This window comes from Microbacterium rhizosphaerae (assembly GCF_034120055.1).
Classification (GTDB): domain Bacteria; phylum Actinomycetota; class Actinomycetes; order Actinomycetales; family Microbacteriaceae; genus Microbacterium; species Microbacterium rhizosphaerae.
This window is the reverse complement of record NZ_CP139368.1, coordinates 1,654,306-1,675,434: the sequence shown is the minus strand read 5'-3', so window position 1 is coordinate 1,675,434 and position 21,129 is coordinate 1,654,306. Positions and strand designations below refer to the sequence as shown.

The window sequence follows — 21,129 nt, the reverse complement described above, 5'->3', positions numbered from 1 at the left end:
CAAGCTCAAAAAGGGTGTTATCAAGTCATCGGCTTATTAGTACCGGTCAGCTGCACGTGTTGCCACGCTTCCACATCCGGCCTATCAACCCAGTAGTCTGGCTGGGAGCCTCTCACCCGTAGGTATGGAAGTCTCATCTTGAGGCCGGCTTCCCGCTTAGATGCTTTCAGCGGTTATCCATCCCGAACGTAGCTAACCAGCGGTGCTCCTGGCGGAACAACTGGCACACCAGAGGTTCGTCCAACCCGGTCCTCTCGTACTAGGGTCAGATCCTCTCAAACTTCCTACGCGCGCAGCGGATAGGGACCGAACTGTCTCACGACGTTCTAAACCCAGCTCGCGTACCGCTTTAATGGGCGAACAGCCCAACCCTTGGGACCTACTCCAGCCCCAGGATGCGACGAGCCGACATCGAGGTGCCAAACCATGCCGTCGATATGGACTCTTGGGCAAGATCAGCCTGTTATCCCCGAGGTACCTTTTATCCGTTGAGCGACAGCGCTTCCACAAGCCACTGCCGGATCACTAGTCCCGACTTTCGTCCCTGCTCGACCTGTCAGTCTCACAGTCAAGCTCCCTTGTGCACTTACACTCGCCACCTGATTGCCAACCAGGTTGAGGGAACCTTTGGGCGCCTCCGTTACTTTTTGGGAGGCAACCGCCCCAGTTAAACTACCCACCAGGCACTGTCCCTGAACCGGATCACGGTTCTAAGTTAGACATCCAGAGTGACCAGAGTGGTATTTCAACAACGACTCCACATGAACTGGCGTCCACGCTTCAAAGTCTCCCACCTATCCTACACAAGCCACACCGAACACCAATACCAAGCTGTAGTAAAGGTCACGGGGTCTTTCCGTCCTGCTGCGCGTAACGAGCATCTTTACTCGTAATGCAATTTCGCCGAGTTCGCGGTTGAGACAGTTGGGAAGTCGTTACGCCATTCGTGCAGGTCGGAACTTACCCGACAAGGAATTTCGCTACCTTAGGATGGTTATAGTTACCACCGCCGTTTACTGGGGCTTAAATTCGCAGCTTCGCCTTGCGGCTGACCGCTCCTCTTAACCTTCCAGCACCGGGCAGGCGTCAGTCCGTATACATCGTCTTGCGACTTGGCACGGACCTGTGTTTTTAGTAAACAGTCGCTACCCACTAGTCTCTGCGGCCCCCACACGCTTTCGGAGCAAGTCCTAATACGCGGAGGGCCCCCCTTCTCCCGAAGTTACGGGGGCATTTTGCCGAGTTCCTTAACCACGATTCTCTCGATCTCCTTGGTATTCTCTACCTGACCACCTGAGTCGGTTTGGGGTACGGGCGGCTGGAACCTCGCGTCGATGCTTTTCTTGGCAGCATAGGATCACCCACTTTTTATCCGCATCGTGTCTCAGCCTGTATGACTCCCGGATTTGCCTAGGAGTCGGCCTACGCACTTGCACCAGGACAACCATCGCCTGGCTTGGGCTACCTTCCTGCGTCACACCTGTTAATACGCTAACCGCCTCAGCATAGGGTCGTGTGCTAGGCCCAACGCTTCACCCCGAAGGGATCCGTCAAAGGGATTCAGACACTTAGCATTACTGGATTGGTTTGGGCGGTTCTTCGCCGGTACGGGAATATCAACCCGTTGTCCATCGACTACGCCTGTCGGCCTCGCCTTAGGTCCCGACTTACCCAGGGCAGATTAGCTTGACCCTGGAACCCTTGGTCTTTCGGAGGACGTGTTTCTCACACGTCTTTCGCTACTCATGCCTGCATTCTCACTCGTGTGCCGTCCACGGCTGGGTCACCCCGCCGCTTCACCCGGCACACGACGCTCTCCTACCCATCAACACGGCTGGACCACGAAGGCCTACCACTAATGTCAATGCCACAACTTCGGTGGCGTGCTTGAGCCCCGTTACATTGTCGGCGCGGAATCACTTGACCAGTGAGCTATTACGCACTCTTTCAAGGGTGGCTGCTTCTAAGCCAACCTCCTGGTTGTCAGAGCAACTCCACATCCTTTCCCACTTAGCACGCGCTTAGGGACCTTAGTTGGTGGTCTGGGTTGTTTCCCTCTCGACTATGAAGCTTATCCCCCACAGTCTCACTGCTGCGCTCTCACTTACCGGCATTCGGAGTTTGGCTGACGTCAGTAACCTGGTAGGGCCCATCGGCCATCCAGTAGCTCTACCTCCGGCAAGAAACACGCAACGCTGCACCTAAATGCATTTCGGAGAGAACCAGCTATCACGAAGTTTGATTGGCCTTTCACCCCTATCCACAGCTCATCCCCTCAGTTTTCAACCTAAGTGGGTTCGGCCCTCCACGACGTCTTACCGTCGCTTCAGCCTGGCCATGGATAGATCACTTCGCTTCGGGTCTAGGACACGCGACTGAATCGCCCTATTCAGACTCGCTTTCGCTACGGCTCCCCCACACGGGTTAACCTCGCCACGTATCGCTAACTCGCAGGCTCATTCTTCAAAAGGCACGCTGTCACCCCTGCTAAGGAGGCTCCAACGGTTTGTAAGCAAACGGTTTCAGGTACTATTTCACTCCCCTCCCGGGGTACTTTTCACCTTTCCCTCACGGTACTTGTCCGCTATCGGTCATCTGGGAGTATTTAGGCTTATCAGGTGGTCCTGACAGATTCACACGGGATTTCTCGGGCCCCGTGCTACTTGGGATACTCTCCACGCCGTTCACGCATTTCGGCTACGGGGCTGGCACCCACTATGGCCGGCCTTTCAAGACCGTTCGCCTATACGCTCGCGTCACGTCGACCACTCGGCAGAATGATCAAGAAAGTCCCACAACCCCCACCATGCAACTCCTGCCGGATATCACACACAATAGGTTTAGCCTCTTCCGGTTTCGCTCGCCACTACTCACGGAATCACGGTTGTTTTCTCTTCCTGCGGGTACTGAGATGTTTCACTTCCCCGCGTTCCCTCTACCCGCCCTATATATTCAGGCGGGAGTCACCAGGTCGCACAAACGCCTGGCGGGGTTTCCCCATTCGGACATCCTCGGATCAAAGCTCGCTTATCAACTCCCCGAGGCTTATCGCAGATTGCTACGTCCTTCTTCGGCTCCAGATGCCAAGGCATCCACCGTTTGCTCTTAAAGACTTGAAATCACATGAGCTGATCTATCGATCAATAGTGATGACAACCCGAAGGTCGCCATCTTTAAGATGCTCGCGTCCACTGTGTAGTTCTCAAAGTACGAACAGCACCCCACCCCTGACCACAACCCGTGACCAGCCGGCAAGGCCTGCAAAAGGCACCACCCCGACCCGAAAGCCGGCGCCCGGTCCCTCAGGACCCAACAACGTGCACGCGCCCACCCCACCCCCCGAACCCGTTCCTACCACCGAAGCAGCGTACTCAGACCCGAAAGACACAATGAGCGCCCTGTCACATGTTCCACCCATGAGCACCCCGCAGAGACGAACGCTCTGATCGGGGGCCTGGAAGGCCGAAACCTCCAGATGCTCCTTAGAAAGGAGGTGATCCAGCCGCACCTTCCGGTACGGCTACCTTGTTACGACTTAGTCCTAATTACCGATCCCACCTTCGACGGCTCCCTCCACAAGGGTTGGGCCACCGGCTTCAGGTGTTACCGACTTTCATGACTTGACGGGCGGTGTGTACAAGACCCGGGAACGTATTCACCGCAGCGTTGCTGATCTGCGATTACTAGCGACTCCGACTTCATGAGGTCGAGTTGCAGACCTCAATCCGAACTGGGACCGGCTTTTTGGGATTCGCTCCACCTCGCGGTATCGCAGCCCTTTGTACCGGCCATTGTAGCATGCGTGAAGCCCAAGACATAAGGGGCATGATGATTTGACGTCATCCCCACCTTCCTCCGAGTTGACCCCGGCAGTATCCCATGAGTTCCCACCATTACGTGCTGGCAACATAGAACGAGGGTTGCGCTCGTTGCGGGACTTAACCCAACATCTCACGACACGAGCTGACGACAACCATGCACCACCTGTACACCGACCTTGCGGGGCGACCATCTCTGGCCGTTTCCGGTGTATGTCAAGCCTTGGTAAGGTTCTTCGCGTTGCATCGAATTAATCCGCATGCTCCGCCGCTTGTGCGGGTCCCCGTCAATTCCTTTGAGTTTTAGCCTTGCGGCCGTACTCCCCAGGCGGGGAACTTAATGCGTTAGCTGCGTCACGGAATCCGTGGAAAGGACCCCACAACTAGTTCCCAACGTTTACGGGGTGGACTACCAGGGTATCTAAGCCTGTTTGCTCCCCACCCTTTCGCTCCTCAGCGTCAGTTACGGCCCAGAGATCTGCCTTCGCCATCGGTGTTCCTCCTGATATCTGCGCATTCCACCGCTACACCAGGAATTCCAATCTCCCCTACCGCACTCTAGTCTGCCCGTACCCACTGCAGACCCGAAGTTGAGCCTCGGGATTTCACAGCAGACGCGACAAACCGCCTACGAGCTCTTTACGCCCAATAATTCCGGATAACGCTTGCGCCCTACGTATTACCGCGGCTGCTGGCACGTAGTTAGCCGGCGCTTTTTCTGCAGGTACCGTCACTCACGCTTCTTCCCTGCTAAAAGAGGTTTACAACCCGAAGGCCGTCATCCCCCACGCGGCGTTGCTGCATCAGGCTTCCGCCCATTGTGCAATATTCCCCACTGCTGCCTCCCGTAGGAGTCTGGGCCGTGTCTCAGTCCCAGTGTGGCCGGTCACCCTCTCAGGCCGGCTACCCGTCGACGCCTTGGTAAGCCATTACCTCACCAACAAGCTGATAGGCCGCGAGCCCATCCCGAACCGAAAAATCTTTCCAACCACAGACCATGCGGTCATGGCTCATATCCAGTATTAGACACCGTTTCCAGCGCTTATCCCAGAGTCCGGGGCAGGTTGCTCACGTGTTACTCACCCGTTCGCCACTAATCCAGGAAGCAAGCTCCCCTTCATCGTTCGACTTGCATGTGTTAAGCACGCCGCCAGCGTTCATCCTGAGCCAGGATCAAACTCTCCGTAAAAAACGAATGCATACGAACCACCGGGAAAACAGCAGAACGCAGCGAGTTCAACCTGACCAAAAAACGAACATCATTGCTGACATCCATATAAATTGATCCAAAGGAATTCTCAACCAGCATCAAAAAACACTGGACGAGGATAATTTGGCATATGACAAGTGCACGCTGTTGAGTTCTCAAGGATCGGACGCACCCGCCGTGACACCATCTCGGCGCCGCCTGCGGGGCAACTTCTCTATCTTAGCCGATCCGCACCGGAAGTCAAATCGAGCGCCGCAGCCGAGACCGTGGCGATCCATCCGACATATGGACGAACCAGCAGACCCGATTCGACCGCCGCAGACCTGAGGCCAGGGTGACGTTTCGGGGATCGTTCGCTGCTTGAGGGAGCAAGGCCTTCCGGCCCTTCGCTCTACCCTTTGGGGCGAACAACAAGAACATTACGCGACCCCACCGCACCCCACAAATCTGAGCCGCATCCCGGGCGTGTCACGCCGAGTCGGCCCCCTTCGCCGCGCCGCCGGCCGCCCAGCACGCCGCAGATCCGAGGCGAGTCGGCCGCGTCGTTCGGACGGAAGCGCTCGACCCCGTTCGTCGGGCAGACACTGTCACGCCGAACGCCCTTCTGCCCCAGCGCGCGCGGCTACGGCGAGCGCGCGACGACGCACCTGGACCGCGACGCACAGCCCCACGGAGAACAGCGCCCACAGCGCCACGGCCGGCGGCAGCACCCGATACGCCAGATGCTGCGCGGTGAATCGTGGCGTGAGCGGCCCCATCGCGACCAGTCCGACCGCCGACGCCGCCGCGAGCGCCACAGGCAGCGACAGCCACCACACGATGCGGACGACCTCCGGCAGAGCGCGTGCCACGTGAGACCGGAGGCGAGGACGAAGCCAGAGCCCGGCAGCCAGCGCGAGAACGGCGAGGCCCACGACCGAGGAACCGTACTGCATCCACTTGTACGCGGGCAGCGGCCCCCACAGGGCATCCCATCCGAGCGCCACCACGCCGGGACGGCCCTCGTGCGTGAACCCGTCCCAGGCGATGTGGGTCGCCACACCGATGGCGAGGCCGAGGATCAGGATCGGGACGGCGACGAGCGGGCGCGCGAGCCCGACGCGGCCGTCCCACTCCGCCGGCATCCGCTCGGCGAGCGGCTTCGGCGACAGCTCCCGCACGGCGGGTCGGAGGACCATCCACCACAGGGCGAGCAGAGCGGCGGCGAGCACGACCGTGAGCGGGAGCCACGACCAGCTGTGCGTCATCGCGTAGGTCACCGGAAGCCGGCGGATGAACAGCGGGAGATCCGGGGTCATCGCGCCGACCGCGACGGCGGCCGAGAGGCCGGGCACCGAGTGCGCGAACGGGAGGGCGACCACGGCGTGACTCGGAGTGAACGGCATGCCCAGACGCTAGCCGACGCCCGGCCGACGGGCGTGCTGTGCGGTGGGTGCTTCAGCTTACTCAACTTTGGTACACCAAAACTGAGATATGGTATGCCAAGCGACACAGGTCGCGAGGTGTCCGAACGCGGACGACAGGCAGACACGAGGTGGACCATGCGCCCTTCCCCCCGAAAGCCGGCAGGCGCGTCGGCGCGCGACGGCGGCGCATCGGCGGGCCACCTCGGCACACCCCGGCTCGCGGCCCGGCCGGCGGCGCGGCAGGTGCGGGCACTGTCCGCGGATGCGGAGCTGCTCGCACTCGAGCGGTCAGCGCTGGGGGGCCGCATCCACTCCGTGTTCGCCTCGGTCATCAACGTCTCCGCCCCCGAGGGCGAGCTCTGGTGTCTGACAGCGCGCGGCATCGCCTGCGGGCCGAGGACCGTGCGCATCGACCTCGCATCGTTCGATGGCCTCGCCCTGGAACCGGCCATGGCGGTCACCGTGTCGGATGCGATTCGCCTGGGCGACGTTCTCACCGTGCCGCTGGACGGTGCACGATCCTGGGCTCCGCCGACCATCGACGGATCCGTCGACAGCCGACGCGTGCAGGAGCTCGAGGCGGCACTGGCGGAGGCGGGCGTCCCGGGGGGTGCGCAGGCAGGAGACGATGCGTTCTCGCGTGCCGTGTCCGAACGCATCCGGGACGGTCTCGAGGACATCGCCAACGGCATCCGGTGCGCGGACGAGGATGCCATCACCCGGGCGGCGGGGCGTCTGGTCGGGCTCGGCGGCGGCCTGACCCCGGCCGGCGACGACGTGCTGACCGGCCTCGCCTACGCGTCAGCGCAGCTGGGCGGCCCGCTCTCCCTCGTCCCGGCGGCGATCCGCCGCGCGGCGGCATCCGGTGCAACCCATGCGATCTCGCTCACGGCGATGCGCGAAGCGTGCCGCGGCCGCGCCGTCGAGCCCCTCGGCGATCTGCTCGCCGCGCTGTGCACGACCGGCCCAGCTGACGGCAGCAGGTCCGGAGCATCCGTTCCCGAACTCACGGTCGCCCTCACCGGGATCGGCCACACCTCCGGCACGGACCAGGCCCACGGGCTCCTGGCGGCCGTGCGCCTGACCGAAGAAATGCGAGGAATGTGATGCCGACGCGCTCACTCATCAAACCGAACACGTACATCGACTCGGTGTCGCTCATGGCGATCTCGACCAAGGCGGGTCAGCTCGACGGCGTGGTCAACGCGGTCGCGGCGATGGCGACGCCGATGAACAAGGACATCCTGACGAACCAGGGCCTGATCACACCGGAGATCGAGGACGCCACGCCCGGCGATCTCGTGCTCATCGTCGTGACGGACGGCGATGAGGCCGGGGCCGACGCCGCCCTCGACGGGCTCATCGCCCTGCTCGACCGCAAGCCTTCCGGCGACACGGCCGAGGTCGCCTACCGGACGATCGCGTCCGCGGCTGCAGGGCTTCCCGATGCGAACATCGCGGTCATCTCGGTCAACGGCGAGTATGCCGCGCACGAGGCGGACAAGGCGCTGGATGCGGGTCTGAACGTCATGCTCTTCTCGGACAACGTCTCCGTCGCCGACGAGATCGCGCTCAAGCGCAAAGCGCACGGCGCGGGCCTGCTCGTCATGGGGCCCGACTGCGGGACGGCGATCATCAACGGGGTGTCGCTCTGCTTCGCGAACGAGGTGCGCCGCGGCCGGGTCGGGATCGTGGCGGCATCGGGGACGGGCGCGCAGGAGCTGAGCGTGCGCATCCACGATTTCACGGCCGGCGTCTCGCAGCTGATCGGTACGGGCGGACGCGACCTGTCGGCCGAGGTGGGAGCCATCATGATGCTCGACGGCATCGACGCGCTCGACGCGGATGCGGGCACGGACGTCATCGTCGTGATCTCCAAGCCGCCGGCCACCGAGGTCGCGACGGCCGTCCTGGACCGCCTCGCCGCGTCGGGCAAGCCCGCGGTGGCGTGCTTCCTCGGCGCGGGCGACGAGTTGAAGCGGGCCGGGGAGGAGCGCGGCATCCCGGTGTTCGATCGCACCAAGCCTGCCGCCCTCGCGGCCGTCGCGGCAGCCGGCGTGCGCGAGGAGAGCCTCGATCTGCATCCGCTCAACCTGCCGCTCATCGCCGAGGTGCAGGCGAAGCTGAAGCCCGAGCAGAAGTACATCCGGGGACTGTTCTGCGGCGGGACGCTGTGCGACGAGGCGATGTTCCTCGCCCTGGAGAGATACACCGACGTGTACTCGAACATCCAGAAGGATCCGGCGAGGAAGCTCACGGGCAGCGATGCATCCCGCGCCCACACCTTCCTCGACTTCGGCGAGGACGAGTTCACCAACGGCAAGCCCCACCCGATGATCGACCCGTCGAACCGCATCGAGCGCTTCGCCGTCGAGGCCGCCGATCCCGAGGTCGGCGTCATCGTCATGGACTTCGTGCTCGGCTACGGCGCGAATCCCGACCCGGTCGGTGTCATGCTGCCGGCCATCGTCGAGGGCAAGCGCGCGGCCGAGGCGCAGGGGCGCCATCTCGAGGTGCTGGCTTACGTGCTCGGCACGCCGGAGGACGCGCAGGACTTCGACGAGCAGGTGCGCAAGCTCACCGAGGCCGGGGTCACGTGGGCATCGTCATCCACCAACACGGGCCTTCTCGCCCGCGAGTTCGTCAGCAAGGGAGAGAACGCATGAGCACCGTGAGCGCAGACGCGGCCGCGAGCCGGGTCGCCGGAATCTTCGACCGCCCGCTGTCGGCGATCAACATCGGCGCGTCGATGTTCGCCGACGACATCCGGTCGCAGGGTGCTGCCGTGAGCGACCTCGACTGGACGCCCCCGGGCGGCGGGCGACCGGACGTCGTCGCGGCGCTCTCGACGCTCGCGCGGGCCGACCTCTCGGAGCGGATCGAGGCGGCCAACGCCGATGCCGTGAACCGCATCATCACCTCTCAGCCCGTGCTCGTCGGCTTCGGCCAGGCGATCGACGTCGTCCCGGGCATGACGAAGAAGACGATCCTGCACGCCGGTCCGCCGATCGAGTTCGAGCGGATGGCGGGCACCATGAAGGGCGCCGTGACCGGCGCGCTGGTGTTCGAGGGGCTCGCCCAGGATCTCGATGAGGCCTTCGAACTCGCCGCCTCGGGCGAGATCGACTTCTCCCCGTGCCACGAGCACCAGACGGTCGGCTCGATGGCCGGCGTGACGAGCGCATCGATGTTCATGCACGTCGTGGAGAACCGCCCGTACGGAAACCACGCGTACACGAACCTGTCGGAGCAGCTCGCGAAGATCCTGCGGATGGGCGCCAACGACCGGTCGGTCATCGACCGCCTCACCTGGATGCGCGACGTCTTCGGGCCGATCCTGCGCGACGCCATGGTGTCCGCGAAGGAGATCGACCTGCGCATGATGCTCGCCCAGGCGCTGCAGATGGGCGATGAGGCACACAACCGCAACAACGCCGGAACGACTCTGCTCATCCAGGCCCTCGCGCCGCACATCCTGGACTCCGGCTTCTCGACCAAGGACAAGCAGGACGTCTTCACGTTCGTCGCATCCTCGGACTACTTCTCCGGTCCCACCTGGATGGCGGCCTCGAAGGCGGCGATGGATGCTGCGCACGACATCGAGTACTCGACCATCGTCACGACGATGTGCCGCAACGGTGTCGAGTTCGGCATCCGGGTCTCCGGGCTCGGCCAGCAGAACTGGTTCACCGGGCCTGCGCAGTACATCGAGGGCCCGCTGTTCCCCGGTTTCACGAAGGACGACCGCGGCCGCGACATCGGCGACTCCGCCATCACCGAGACCTACGGCATCGGCGGATTCGCGATGGCGGCGGCGCCCGCGATCGTTCCGCTGGTCGGCGGCACGGTGGAGGAGGCAATCGGATATTCGCGCACGATGATGGAGATCACCACGGCGACGAACCCGAACCTGACGATCCCGATCCTCGGCTTCCGCGGGACGGCGACGGGCATCGACGTCCGCAAGGTCGAGGAGACCGGCATCCTCCCGATCATCAACACCGCCATCGCCCACAAGGACCCGGGTATCGGCATGATCGGCGCGGGGCTGACGCATCCCCCGATCGAGGCGTTCCACGCGGCCACCCTCGCGCTGGCGGACAAGTACCGGTGACCGATTTGGTATACCGTTACCTCATCAGCGAACCCGAGACGGAGATCACCACATGCGCATCGTCGTAGCCCTCGGCGGCAACGCCCTCGCCCGCAGGGGCGACCCCATGACGGCCGACCGGCTGCGTGCGAACGTGCGATCGACCTGCGAGGCCCTCGCCGGACTCGCGCGTGAGCACGAGCTCGTGATCACGCACGGCAACGGTCCCCAGGTGGGTCTGCTCGCGCTGCAGAACCTCGCCTACCGCGATGTCGCGGCGTACCCGCTGGACATCCTCGGCGCTGAGACGCAGGGGATGATCGGCTACGTCGTGCAGCAGGAGCTGTCGAACGCGCTGGACGGCGAGCGCCAGGTCGCCGGCGTGATCACGACGACGGTCGTGGACGAGAACGACCCCGCGTTCGAGCGGCCGACGAAGCTGATCGGCCCCCAGTATTCGGCGCACGACGCCGCCGAGGCGGCCGCGGAATACCGCTGGACGATCGCCAAGGACGGCAAGGCCTTCCGCCGGGTCGTGCCCTCCCCCAACCCGATCCGCATCGTGCAGGCGCCGCTCGTCAAGCAGCTCCTCGACACCGACTATCTCGTGGTCTGCGTCGGGGGCGGCGGGGTGCCGGTGCGCGCGGACGCCGCGGAGAAGCGCCACTACGGCGTGCAGGCGGTCGTGGACAAAGACCTCGCGAGCGCCGCGCTGGCCGCCGACCTCGAGGCGGACATGCTCATCATGCTCACGGACGGCGACTTCGTGAGCCAGCACTGGGGCACGCCCGACCAGAAGGACATCCTCACGGCCTCGGCCGACGCGATCGCCGAGCTGCAGTTCGCGGAGGGCTCGATGCAGCCGAAGGTGGATGCGGCGATCCGGGTCGCCCGTGCGGGCGGCCGGGTGCTCATCGGCCCGCTGGACCGACTGGACGAGCTCATGGCCCGCACGATCGGCACGGAGATCCGCCCGGAGCTCGAGCAGGGCATCATCTACGTGTGACGGCCGCGATGAAGAACTCCCTCCTGATCCGTGACGTGCGACCGTGGGGCGGCGACCCCGTCGATCTCGTGATCGACGACGGGATCATCGCATCCATCCGTGCCCACGACCCGTCGACGGTGGGCGGAGTCGACGGACGCGGGCGCCTCGCGCTGCCGTCGTTCAGCGACGTGCACGTGCATCTCGACTCCACGCGCATCGGACTGCCGTTCCGCCCGCACACCGGCGCGCCGGGCGTGTGGGCGATGATGATGAACGACCGCGAGAACTGGCGCGACACCGACGTGCCGCACGCGCAGATCGTCGCGACGACGCTCGAACGGATGATCGCCCACGGCACGACCCGCGTGCGCTCGTTCGCGCAGGTGGACGTCGACTGCCGCCTGGAGAAGTTCGAGTCGGTCGTCGCGGCGAAGGAGAGATTCCGCGATCACGCCGACGTGCAGATCATGGTGTTCCCGCAGGCCGGGATCCTCCTCGAGGAGGGCACGCCGACGGTGCTCGAAGAGGCACTGCGCGAGGGGGCGGACGTGATGGGCGGCATCGATCCGTGCCAGCTCGACCGCGACCCCGTGCGGCATCTCGACATCGTGTTCGGCTTGGCCGAGAAATATCAGGTGGATGTCGACATCCATCTGCATGAGCCCAGCCACCTCGCCGTGTTCAGCACCGAGCTGATCATGGAGCGCGTCCGCGCGCTCGGCATGCAGGGCCGCGTCAATCTCTCGCACGCGTACGAGCTGGGCGGCGTGTCGGATGCCGCGAGCCGTCGGCTCATCGAGCAGCTCGCGGAGCTCGACATCTCGCTGACGACCGTCGCTCCGCCCGCACCACGCCAGCTCCCGCTCGTCGCGCTCGCCGAGGCCGGCGTGCGCGTGGGGCTCGGCGAGGACGGACAGCGCGACTACTGGAGCCCGTACGGCAACGGCGACCTGCTCGACCGCACGTGGCAGCTCGCCTTCACCAACGGCTACCGGCGGGACGACCTCATCGAGCTGGCCCTGGCGGTCGCCACGGTCGGCGGCGCCTCGATCATGGATCGTGCGGTGCCGCGCGTGACAGGCGTCGGCGACCGCCCCGGCCTCGGTATCGGCGACCGCGCCGACCTCGTGCTCGTCGACGGCGAGACGCCCACGAGCGCCGTGATGGACCGGAGCAGCGATCGCACGGTCATCCACGACGGCCGCGTCGTCGCCGACGCCCTGCGGGTCGTCTGAGCGGCCCCCGAGGCCTCAGCGGCCGACGAACACTCCGGCCAGCGTCTTCTTGCCGCGGCGCAGCACCGAGACGCCGCCCGGGAGCGCGCCCGTGACGAACGCGCCCTCGTCGGTCACGCGCTCGCCGTCCAGCGTCACACCGCCCTGGGCGACCGCGCGGCGGCCTTCGCTGAGGCTCGAGACGAGCCCCGTGTCGACGAGGGCCTGCACGACCGACGTGTCGAGGGCGACCTCGGCGTGCGGCAGCTCGCGCAGGGCCGAGCGCAGCACGTGGGGATCCAGGGCGGTCAGATCGCCCTGGCCGAAGAGCGCCTCGGATGCCGCGATCACGGCCGCCGTGGCATCCGTCCCGTGCACGAGCGTCGTGACCTCGACGGCCAGGCGCTTCTGTGCGGCGCGGCGGAAGGGCTCGACCTCGACCAGCCGCTCGTACTCCTCGATCTCGGAGCGGGTGAGGAACGTGAAGATCTTCAGCCGCTCGATGACGTCGGCGTCATCCGTGTTGAGCCAGAACTGGTAGAAGACGTACGGGCTGCACATCTCGGCATCCAGCCAGATCGCGTTGCCCTCGCTCTTGCCGAACTTCGTCCCGTCGCTGTTGGTGATCAGCGGCGTGCCGATCGCGTGCACGGCCCGGCCCTCGACGCGGTGGATGAGGTCCGTGCCGCTCGTGAGGTTGCCCCACTGGTCGGATCCGCCGGTCTGGAGGACGCAGTCGTACTGGCGGTACAGCTCGAGGTAGTCGAAGCCCTGCAGGATCTGGTAGCTGAACTCGGTGTAGCTGATGCCGGCGTCCGAGGTCAGGCGCGCGGCGACGGCATCCTTCTTCAGCATCGTCCCGACGCGGTAGTGCTTGCCGATGTCGCGCAGGAAGTCGATCGCCGACAGCGGCGCCGTCCAGTCGAGGTTGTTGACGATCCGTGCGGCGTTGTCGCCGTCGAAGCTCAGGAACCGCTCGACCTGCACGCGCAGCTTGCCGATCCACTCGGCGACCGTCTCCTTGGTGTTGAGCGTGCGCTCCGCGCTCGGGCGCGGGTCGCCGATGAGGCCCGTCGAACCGCCGACGAGGCCGAGCGGCTTGTGCCCGGCGAGCTGGAGGCGGCGCAGCACGAGAAGCTGCACGAGGTTGCCCAGGTGCAGACTCGGAGCGGTCGGGTCGAAGCCGCAGTAATACGTGATCGGGTCTCCGGCGAGCAAGGCGCGCAGCGCCTCCTGGTCGGTGGACACATGCACGAGTCCGCGCCACACCAGCTCGTCCCAGACGTTCTCGAACGTCGGGTCGTTGGCGGGAGCGGTCGCGCTCACGACGGTTTCAGACACCGGCCCAGATTATCAGCGACGGATGCGCCGGCCCGCGCCGGGCGGCGACTTCGCGGACACACGCCGACGCGCGCCGGGACAGTCCGACGCCGGTGGAAGACTGAGCCGCATGCTGGTCTTCCCCCCGCAGCTCGTCGCGGCGATCCTGTCGATCTTCCTGTTCCTCGTCCTGTGCGCGGCGCTGGTGCTGATCGTGGTGAGTCTGCGCCGGCCCACGACCCTGCCCCTCGTCATCGCAGGGATCATGGTCGTGTTCGGGCTCGTCGTCGTCGCGATCTCGCCGGTGAAGATCCCGGTGCTCGTCGGGATGATGCTGGGACTCCTGGGAGTCGCCGTCGCGGTGCTCGGCGGCAACCCCGCGACGCGGCGCGTGCTCGAGGTCGCCACGGGCGGACGCGTGCGCGAGACCGAGGACGGCGGCATCGTCGTGTCGGTCCCCGCATCCGGGACCGCGACCGATGACGGAGAGGCCGTGCGCACCCTCATGCGCGGAGGGACGGTGATCGGCTACCTCGAACGGGTCGCGGTGGTCGTGTCGATCATCGCGGGGTTCCCGGAGGCCATCGCCGTCGTCGTCGCCGTCAAGGGCATCGGGCGGTTCCCGGAGTTCGCCGCGTCCGAGGCGCGCGAGCGATTCATCATCGGCACGCTCGCGAGCCTCCTGTGGGCCGCGGCCGTCGGCGGGCTCATCCGCCTCGCGATCTGGTGAGCGTCTACGGCTCGAGCAGCCGGTAGCCCTCGACGATGGATGCGGCGCCCGCCGCCGCGAGCAGCTGCGACACCGCCGACTGTGTGATGCCCTCCTGCGCCGCGAGGCTCCGCTGCGTCGCGCCGAAGCACCGGCCGTACGTGAGCCGGCGCGCACGCTCGGACATCGCACCGACGATCTCGTCGCGGGCCAGCAGATAGGCGTTGGCGGAGCGGGCGGCGGCCTGCGCCGCATCCGGTTCGCTCGCGTCCGCCGCCACCCACGTGCGGGCGCTCGGGACCGCGCGCTGCTGCAGGGCGTGGACCCGGTCGATCGCCGCGCGTGCCGCCCACCAGCCGGGACCGTCCGGGATGTCGCCCGATGCCGACGGCACGAGCCCCATGGCCCCCACACCGAGACCGAACCGGCACTCGACCACATCGGGCAGGGCGAGCTGCAGCAGCAGCGTCGTGGCGAGGGCCGCGTCGAGCGTCGGGTAGACCCCTTGCAGCTCATCGCCGACGATGGGATGCAGTGCCACCTCCGCCACGGGGAGATCGTCGGCGACCCGCGCGATGGCGTCGTCGAGAAGTCGTTGCGCCGCATCCCGATCGGGGATCCGACGCGAGCCGACGATGTCGACGGTCACAGCAACCGGCATGCAATAAGGGTAACACTGATTTCATGTGAGAATCAGTTATTCACTTATCGATCGAATTCGATAAGTGACGCAATCAGAGGCCGAGCGTGTGTGCGGCGCTCTGCGAGCGCGCGATGAGCTCGGCGCGCTGCTCCTCGACACGCACCGGCGCGGTTCCGCCGATGCCGGACCGGGAGGCGACGGATCCCTCGATCGTGAGCACCTCCCGCACCGACGGATCCAGCAGCGGGGAGACCTCCGCGAGGAGCGCATCCGAGGCATCCTCGAGCCCGATCCCCCGCTCTTCGCAGGCCCGCACCAGCGCACCGGAGACCTCGTGCGCGTCGCGGAACGGCACCCCGCGGCGCACGAGCCAGTCCGCGACATCCGTCGCGAGCGAGAAGCCCTCGGGCGCGAGGGCTGCCATGCGCGCGGTGTCGAAGCGCAGCGTCGCGACCATACCGGCGAACGCGGGCAGCAGCACTTCGAGCGTCGCCACGGCGTCGAAGACCGGTTCCTTGTCCTCCTGCAGGTCGCGGTTGTACGCGAGCGGGAGGCCCTTCAGCGTCGCGAGCAGGCCGGCCAGATCGCCGATGAGACGCCCCGCCTTGCCGCGGGCGAGCTCGGCGATGTCGGGGTTCTTCTTCTGCGGCATGATGCTCGAGCCCGTCGAGTAGCCGTCGTCGAGGGTGACGAAGCCGAACTCGCGCGTGTTCCAGAGGATGACGTCCTCCGCGAAGCGGGAGATATCCACCCCGATCATGGCGGCGACGAACGCGAACTCGGCGACCACGTCGCGCGCCGCGGTGCCGTCGATCGAGTTCTCCGCCGGCCGCGAGAGCCCCAGCTCCCGGGCGACGAGCGCGGGGTCGAGTCCGAGGCTGGATCCCGCGAGCGCTCCCCCGCCGTATGGCGAGACGGATGCGCGCGCCGACCAGTCGCGCAGTCGCTCCAGGTCGCGCACGAGCGGCCAGGCGTGCGCCTGCAGGTGGTGGGCCAGCAGGATGGGCTGCGCGTGCTGCAGGTGGGTGCGCCCCGGCATGATGGCATCGGGATGGGCCTCCGCCTGCGCCACGATCGCATCGATGAGACGCAGGATGTCGCGCGCGATCGTCCGCGAGTGATCCAGCAGATACATGCGGGTCAGTGTGGCGATCTGATCGTTGCGGCTGCGGCCGGCGCGCAGCTTGCCGCCCAGCTCGGAGCCGACCTCGGCGATGAGCGCCTGCTCGAGCGCGCCGTGCACGTCCTCGTCGGCGGGCTGCGCGACGAGGGTGCCGTCGACGACGGACTCCGCCAGCCGGTCGAGACCCGCGTGCATGGCCTCTGCCTCATCGGCGCTCAGGTAGCCCGCAGCCTCCAAGGCCTTCGCGTGCGCGTGGGATCCGGCGATGTCGTACAGCGCAAGCGTCCAGTCGAAGTGCGTGGAGCGGCTGAGCTCCTGCAGCTCGGGCGACGGCCCCGACGCGAACCGCCCGCCCCAGAGCGACCCCTCGTTCGTGCCGTGCGACGTGCTCACGCGGCGGCCTCGCCCTCGGCGGCGCTGGCGCGCAGCAGCCACACCAGCAGCGCCTTCTGCGCGTGCAGCCGGTTCTCGGCCTCGTCCCACACGACCGACTGCGGTCCGTCGATGACCTCGGCGTCGACCTCGTAGCCGCGGTCGGCGGGCAGGCAGTGGATGAAGATCGCGTCGTCGTGGGCGAGCGCCATGAGCTCGTTCGTGACCTTGTAGCCACCGAGGTCCCGCAGGCGCGCGAGCTTCTCCTCCTCCTTGCCCATCGAGACCCACGTGTCGGTGACCACGACGTCCGCGCCGGCGGCGGCCTCGTTGGGATCGGTGTAGAGGGTCACCGAACCGCCGGTCTCGGCCGCGCGGCGATCGGCATCCGCGATGACGTCCTCGCGCGGAGCGTAGTCGACCGGAGACGCCACACGGACATGCATCCCCGCCGTCACGCAGGCCAGCACATACGAGTGCGCCATATTGGAGCGGCCGTCGCCGAAGAACGCGAGGGTCAGGCCCGTGAGCTCTCCCTTGTGCTCCTTGATCGTCAGAAGGTCGGCGAGCAGCTGGCACGGATGGAAGTCGTCGCTCAGCGCATTGACCACGGGCACCCGCGTGCCGCGCGCCATCTCCTCCAGGCCCGCCTGCGCATACGTCCGCCACACGATGGCGGCCACCTGGCGTTCGAGCACGCGCGCGGTGTCGGCCGGCGTCTCCTTTCCGCCGAGCTGGCTGTTGGCGGTCGAGATGACCAGGGGCGATCCGCCGAGGTCGGCGATGCCCACCGCGAACGACACCCGCGTTCGGGTCGACGACTTGTCGAAGATCACGGCGACCGTCTGAGGCCCCGCGAGGTCCTTGTTGGCCCAGCGGTCCTTCTTCAGCTCGACGGCGAGATCGAGGATCTCGGCCTGCTCGGCCGCGCTCAGGTCGTCGTCGCGGAGCAGGTGACGGGTCATGCGGGGACCTCCAGAGAAGAGACGGATGCCAGGGCGTCGGCGAAGAGACGGGCGAACTCGTCGATCTCGACATCGCCGATGTTCAGCGGCGGCGCGATGCGCACGGTCGCGTCGTTGGCGGCGTTGACGATGAGCCCGCGCTCCTGCGCGGCTGCGACGACCTTGCCCGCGAGGGGAGCCGTGAGGCGCACGCCGATGAGCAGGCCCCGGCCGGTGCATCCCGTGACCAGCGGCGAGCCGATCGTCGCCACCGCCTCGCGGATCTGCTGCCCGCGCTCGGACGCGTTCTCGAGGAGCCCGGCGCGCTCGATCTCGCCCAGCACGGCGACGGCGACGGCCGCGCCGAGGGCGTTGCCGCCGAACGTCGAGCCGTGCGTACCCGGGTAGAAGAGGTCGCTCGCGTCGCCGAAGGTGACGAGAGCCCCGATCGGGAACCCGCCGCCGATGCCCTTGGCCACCGTGATGGCATCCGGCACGATGCCCGCGTGCTGGAACCCGAACCAGTCGCCCGTGCGGCCCGCACCCGTCTGGATCTCGTCGACGACCAGGAGCGCACCGTGCCGCGAGGTCAGCTCGCGCGCGGCCTGCAGGTAGCCGTCGGGCAGGTCGATCACTCCGGCCTCACCCTTGATCGGCTCGACGAAGAAGGCCGCCACCCGGTCGTCCATCGCGGCCTCCAGGGCCTCGACCGTCGAGTCGATGTGCTCGACCCCGGGAGTCATCGGGGCGAACGGCTCCTGCATCGCCGGCTTGCCGGTGAGGGCGAGCGTGCCCATCGTGCGGCCATGGAAGGCGCCGGAGAGGGCGAGGATGCGGGGCCGCACCACGGCGCCCCCCGACTCGAGCCCGTGCAGCCGCGCGAGCTTGAACGCCGCCTCATTGGCCTCGGCGCCGGAGTTCGCGAAGTACACGCGACCGTGGTCGCCTGTGCCGGCGAGCCGCTTCAGGGTCGCGGCGAGTTCGAGCTGCGGCGGCGTCGCGAAGTAGTTCGACACGTGCGAGAGGGTCGCCGCCTGGCGCGAGATCGCCTCGACGAACACCGGGTGCGCGTGACCCAGGGAGTTCACCGCGATGCCGGCGAGGAAGTCGAGGTAGCGTCGGCCGTCGCCATCCCACAGATACGCACCTTCGCCGCGCACGAACAGCTCCATGCGCGGGCCGACGTTCCTGATGAGATCCCGTTCGACGTCTTCACGCCATGTCATGCGACCACCTCTGTTCCGATTCCCTTCTCGGTGAACATCTCGACGAGCACCGAATGCGGGACACGCCCGTCGATGATCGCCGCAGTCTCGACACCGCCCTCGACGGCATCGAGACAGGCCTGCATCTTCGGGATCATCCCCGATTCGAGGCTCGGCAGCATCTCGCGCAGCTCGGCCTTCGTCAGATGCGACACGAGCGAATCGCGGTTCGGCCAGTCCGCATACAGCCCCGGCACGTCCGTCAGGATGACGAGCTTCGAGGCGCGCAGCGCCGTCGCGAGAGCGGCGGCGGCGGCATCCGCGTTGACGTTCAGCGAGTGGCCGGGCTTGTCGCGGTCCGGCGCGATGCTCGAGACGACGGGGATGCGTCCCGCCGCGAGCTGGTCGAGCACCGGCTGCGGATCGACCTCCACCACGTCGCCGACGCGACCGAGGTCGTGCTCGACGCCGTCGATGACCACCCCGCGCCGGCGACCGCTGAACAGGCCCGCATCCTCGCCCGACAGTCCCGCCGCGAGGGGGCCGTGCGCGTTGATCTTGGCGACGAGCTGCGGATTGATCTGTCCGGTGAGCACCATGCGGACGACCGAGATCGCCTCCGTGCTCGTGACGCGGTAGCCGCCCTTGAACTCGCTCGGGATGGCGAGGCGGTCGAGCATGTGCGAGATCTGCGGACCCCCGCCGTGCACGACGACCGGCTTGACGCCCACGTAGCGGAGGTACGCGATGTCCTCGGCGAAGGCGTCCTGCAGCTCGTCCGAGATCATCGCGTTGCCGCCGTATTTGATGACGACGATCTGGTCGCGGTAGAGGCGCAGCCACGGCAGCGACTCGATGAGGGTCGCCGCCTTGGCGGATGCCTCGGCGGGATTCGTCTGCTGAAGCTCGGTCATGAGGCGTACGCGCTGTTCTCGTGGACGTAGTCGTGGGTGAGGTCGTTGGTGAGGACCGTCGCCGCCGCGTCGCCGGTCTTCAGGTCGATCAGCAGATCGGTGGCACGGGGCGTGAGGTCGACCTCCTCGCGCGGGCGGTCGGGACCGCCCGCCGTGCAGACGCGGACGCCGTTCATCCACACGTCGACGTCATAGGGGTCGAAGTGCGCGGTCGTCGTGCCGATCGCGGCGAGGACGCGCCCCCAATTGGGATCGTTGCCGAAGATCGCGGCCTTGAAGAGGTTGTTCCGCGCGACGGAGCGCCCCACCTCGACGGCGTCGGACTCGGATGCGGCGTGCTCGACGCGGATCGTGATGTCGTGGCTCGCGCCCTCGGCGTCGCGCTGCAGCTTGACCGCGAGCTCCCGGCACAGGTCGGCGAGGGCCGCGCCGAACTCGGCCTCGTCCGGCGTCACGCCGCTGGCACCGCTCACAAGCAGCGACACCTGATCGTTCGTCGACATGCAGCCGTCGGAATCGAGGCGGTCGAACGTCGTCCGCGTCGCCGCGCGCAGGTGCGCGTCGGCCTGCGGGGCGTCGAGCACGGCGTCGGTCGTGATGACGACGAGCATCGTCGCGAGGCCGGGCGCCAGCATCCCGGCGCCCTTCGCCATCGCGCCGATCGTCCACCCGTCGCCCTGGCGCACCGCGGTCTTCGCGATGGTGTCGGTCGTCATGATCGCCTGCGCCGCGGACTCTCCTCCGTCGGTGGAGAGCTGCGCGACGCCGCGCATCGTGCCGTCCAGCACCTTCGCCCGGAACACCTCGTCGCCCGTGCCGATGAGGCCGGTGGAGCAGACGAGGACATCGCCCGCGCTCACGCCCAGCAGCTCGGCCGCCTTCTCGGCGGTCTGGTGCGCGGTCTGGAAGCCGAACGGCCCGGTGAAGCAGTTGGCCCCGCCGGAGTTCAGGACGATCGCCTCGACGACGCCGTCCGCGATCGCCTGCCTCGACCAGATGATCGGGTTCGCCTGCGCACGGTTGCTCGTGAAGACGGCGGCGCCGACCTTCAGCGGACCGCGGTTCACGACCACGGCGACGTCGGGCTTGCCGGTGGACTTCAGGCCGGCGACGACACCGGCCGCCTCGAATCCTGCAGGGGCGGTGACGGTCACGAGGCGGGTCTCCTTG

14 protein-coding genes and 2 rRNA genes are annotated in these 21,129 nt (G+C 66.6%); 6 read left to right on the top strand and 10 right to left on the bottom strand.

Translation table 11 applies throughout. The features are described from left to right. Window positions 1–16: 16 nt before the first annotated feature. The 3 genes from SM116_RS07270 to SM116_RS07260 all read right to left on the bottom strand — a co-directional run bounded on the left by SM116_RS07270 (window position 17) and on the right by SM116_RS07260 (window position 6,413). Window positions 17–3,119 (bottom strand): 23S ribosomal RNA (locus SM116_RS07270). A gap of 367 nt (window positions 3,120–3,486) precedes the next feature. Continuing rightward, window positions 3,487–5,007: ribosomal RNA gene (locus SM116_RS07265) — 16S ribosomal RNA — on the bottom strand. The 16S and 23S rRNA genes sit together here, the layout of an rRNA operon. Window positions 5,008–5,615: 608 nt before the next feature. After that, a complete protein-coding gene (locus SM116_RS07260) occupies window positions 5,616–6,413 on the bottom strand; it encodes a DUF4184 family protein (RefSeq protein ID WP_320943782.1) in 798 nt (265 codons plus the stop codon). Between the two features lie 156 nt (window positions 6,414–6,569). Here SM116_RS07260 and SM116_RS07255 point away from each other — a divergent pair, with 156 nt between their 5' ends. Genes SM116_RS07255 through SM116_RS07235 form a run of 5 tightly spaced genes read left to right on the top strand, consistent with a single transcriptional unit; the run spans window position 6,570 to window position 12,750 of the window. Next, the gene (locus tag SM116_RS07255; RefSeq protein WP_320943781.1) at window positions 6,570–7,541 is read left to right on the top strand and encodes an oxamate carbamoyltransferase subunit AllH family protein; all 972 of its coding nucleotides are present in this window, start codon (window positions 6,570–6,572) and stop codon (window positions 7,539–7,541) included. Further along, the gene (gene fdrA, locus SM116_RS07250; RefSeq protein ID WP_320943780.1) at window positions 7,541–9,100 is read left to right on the top strand and encodes an acyl-CoA synthetase FdrA; all 1,560 of its coding nucleotides are present in this window, start codon (window positions 7,541–7,543) and stop codon (window positions 9,098–9,100) included. Before SM116_RS07255 ends, fdrA begins: the two co-directional genes overlap by 1 nt. After that, window positions 9,097–10,548 carry a YlbE family protein gene (locus SM116_RS07245; RefSeq protein WP_320943779.1) on the top strand — a complete coding sequence of 484 codons (1,452 nt, stop codon included), beginning with the start codon at window positions 9,097–9,099 and terminating at the stop codon, window positions 10,546–10,548. Before fdrA ends, SM116_RS07245 begins: the two co-directional genes overlap by 4 nt. 52 nt (window positions 10,549–10,600) lie before the next feature. Then, entirely contained in the window at window positions 10,601–11,533 is a 933-nt protein-coding gene (locus SM116_RS07240) for a carbamate kinase (protein ID WP_320943778.1), read from the top strand. Window positions 11,534–11,541: 8 nt separating this feature from the next. Then, on the top strand, window positions 11,542–12,750 hold the full coding sequence (locus SM116_RS07235) for an amidohydrolase family protein (RefSeq protein ID WP_320944122.1): 1,209 nt from the start codon (window positions 11,542–11,544) through the stop codon (window positions 12,748–12,750). A 15-nt stretch (window positions 12,751–12,765) separates the two neighbouring features. Here SM116_RS07235 and tyrS read toward each other — a convergent pair whose 3' ends face one another. After that, window positions 12,766–14,070, bottom strand: a complete 1,305-nt coding sequence (gene tyrS, locus SM116_RS07230; RefSeq protein ID WP_320943777.1) for a tyrosine--tRNA ligase — start codon at window positions 14,068–14,070, stop codon at window positions 12,766–12,768. 109 nt (window positions 14,071–14,179) lie between these two features. On the opposite strand from tyrS, the gene SM116_RS07225 reads away from it, so the two are divergent. Beyond that, window positions 14,180–14,779, top strand: a complete 600-nt coding sequence (locus SM116_RS07225; RefSeq protein ID WP_320943776.1) for a hypothetical protein — start codon at window positions 14,180–14,182, stop codon at window positions 14,777–14,779. Window positions 14,780–14,783: 4 nt separating this feature from the next. On the opposite strand, the gene SM116_RS07220 is transcribed toward SM116_RS07225, so the two are convergent. The 6 genes from SM116_RS07220 to argJ all read right to left on the bottom strand — a co-directional run bounded on the left by SM116_RS07220 (window position 14,784) and on the right by argJ (window position 21,113). Further along, complete coding sequence (locus SM116_RS07220) at window positions 14,784–15,419, bottom strand: SatD family protein (protein ID WP_320943775.1); 636 nt, start codon at window positions 15,417–15,419, stop codon at window positions 14,784–14,786. Between the two features lie 73 nt (window positions 15,420–15,492). Next, window positions 15,493–16,917 (bottom strand): argininosuccinate lyase, encoded by a 1,425-nt coding sequence (gene argH / locus SM116_RS07215; RefSeq protein ID WP_320943774.1) that lies wholly within the window; start codon window positions 16,915–16,917, stop codon window positions 15,493–15,495. Continuing rightward, on the bottom strand, window positions 16,914–17,861 hold the full coding sequence (gene argF, locus SM116_RS07210) for an ornithine carbamoyltransferase (protein WP_320943773.1): 948 nt from the start codon (window positions 17,859–17,861) through the stop codon (window positions 16,914–16,916). Before argF ends, argH begins: the two co-directional genes overlap by 4 nt. Next, a complete protein-coding gene (locus tag SM116_RS07205) occupies window positions 17,858–19,066 on the bottom strand; it encodes an acetylornithine transaminase (protein WP_320943772.1) in 1,209 nt (402 codons plus the stop codon). Before SM116_RS07205 ends, argF begins: the two co-directional genes overlap by 4 nt. Next, complete coding sequence (gene argB, locus SM116_RS07200) at window positions 19,063–19,959, bottom strand: acetylglutamate kinase (protein ID WP_320943771.1); 897 nt, start codon at window positions 19,957–19,959, stop codon at window positions 19,063–19,065. The genes SM116_RS07205 and argB overlap by 4 nt, the downstream gene beginning before the upstream one ends. Next, window positions 19,956–21,113, bottom strand: a complete 1,158-nt coding sequence (argJ, locus tag SM116_RS07195; RefSeq protein ID WP_320943770.1) for a bifunctional glutamate N-acetyltransferase/amino-acid acetyltransferase ArgJ — start codon at window positions 21,111–21,113, stop codon at window positions 19,956–19,958. The genes argB and argJ overlap by 4 nt, the downstream gene beginning before the upstream one ends. Window positions 21,114–21,129: the final 16 nt, after the last annotated feature.

What these genes read in the sequence shown, in the direction of transcription:
- SM116_RS07260 (WP_320943782.1), bottom strand. Translation starts at nt 6,413, where the DNA reads ATGCCGTTCACTCCGAGTCACGCCGTGGTCGCCCTCCCGTTCGCGCAC.
- SM116_RS07255 (WP_320943781.1), top strand. Translation starts at nt 6,570, where the DNA reads ATGCGCCCTTCCCCCCGAAAGCCGGCAGGCGCGTCGGCGCGCGACGGC.
- fdrA (WP_320943780.1), top strand. Translation starts at nt 7,541, where the DNA reads ATGCCGACGCGCTCACTCATCAAACCGAACACGTACATCGACTCGGTG.
- SM116_RS07245 (WP_320943779.1), top strand. Translation starts at nt 9,097, where the DNA reads ATGAGCACCGTGAGCGCAGACGCGGCCGCGAGCCGGGTCGCCGGAATC.
- SM116_RS07240 (WP_320943778.1), top strand. Translation starts at nt 10,601, where the DNA reads ATGCGCATCGTCGTAGCCCTCGGCGGCAACGCCCTCGCCCGCAGGGGC.
- SM116_RS07235 (WP_320944122.1), top strand. Translation starts at nt 11,542, where the DNA reads ATGAAGAACTCCCTCCTGATCCGTGACGTGCGACCGTGGGGCGGCGAC.
- SM116_RS07225 (WP_320943776.1), top strand. Translation starts at nt 14,180, where the DNA reads ATGCTGGTCTTCCCCCCGCAGCTCGTCGCGGCGATCCTGTCGATCTTC.
- SM116_RS07220 (WP_320943775.1), bottom strand. Translation starts at nt 15,419, where the DNA reads ATGCCGGTTGCTGTGACCGTCGACATCGTCGGCTCGCGTCGGATCCCC.
- argF (WP_320943773.1), bottom strand. Translation starts at nt 17,861, where the DNA reads ATGACCCGTCACCTGCTCCGCGACGACGACCTGAGCGCGGCCGAGCAG.
- SM116_RS07205 (WP_320943772.1), bottom strand. Translation starts at nt 19,066, where the DNA reads ATGACATGGCGTGAAGACGTCGAACGGGATCTCATCAGGAACGTCGGC.
- argB (WP_320943771.1), bottom strand. Translation starts at nt 19,959, where the DNA reads ATGACCGAGCTTCAGCAGACGAATCCCGCCGAGGCATCCGCCAAGGCG.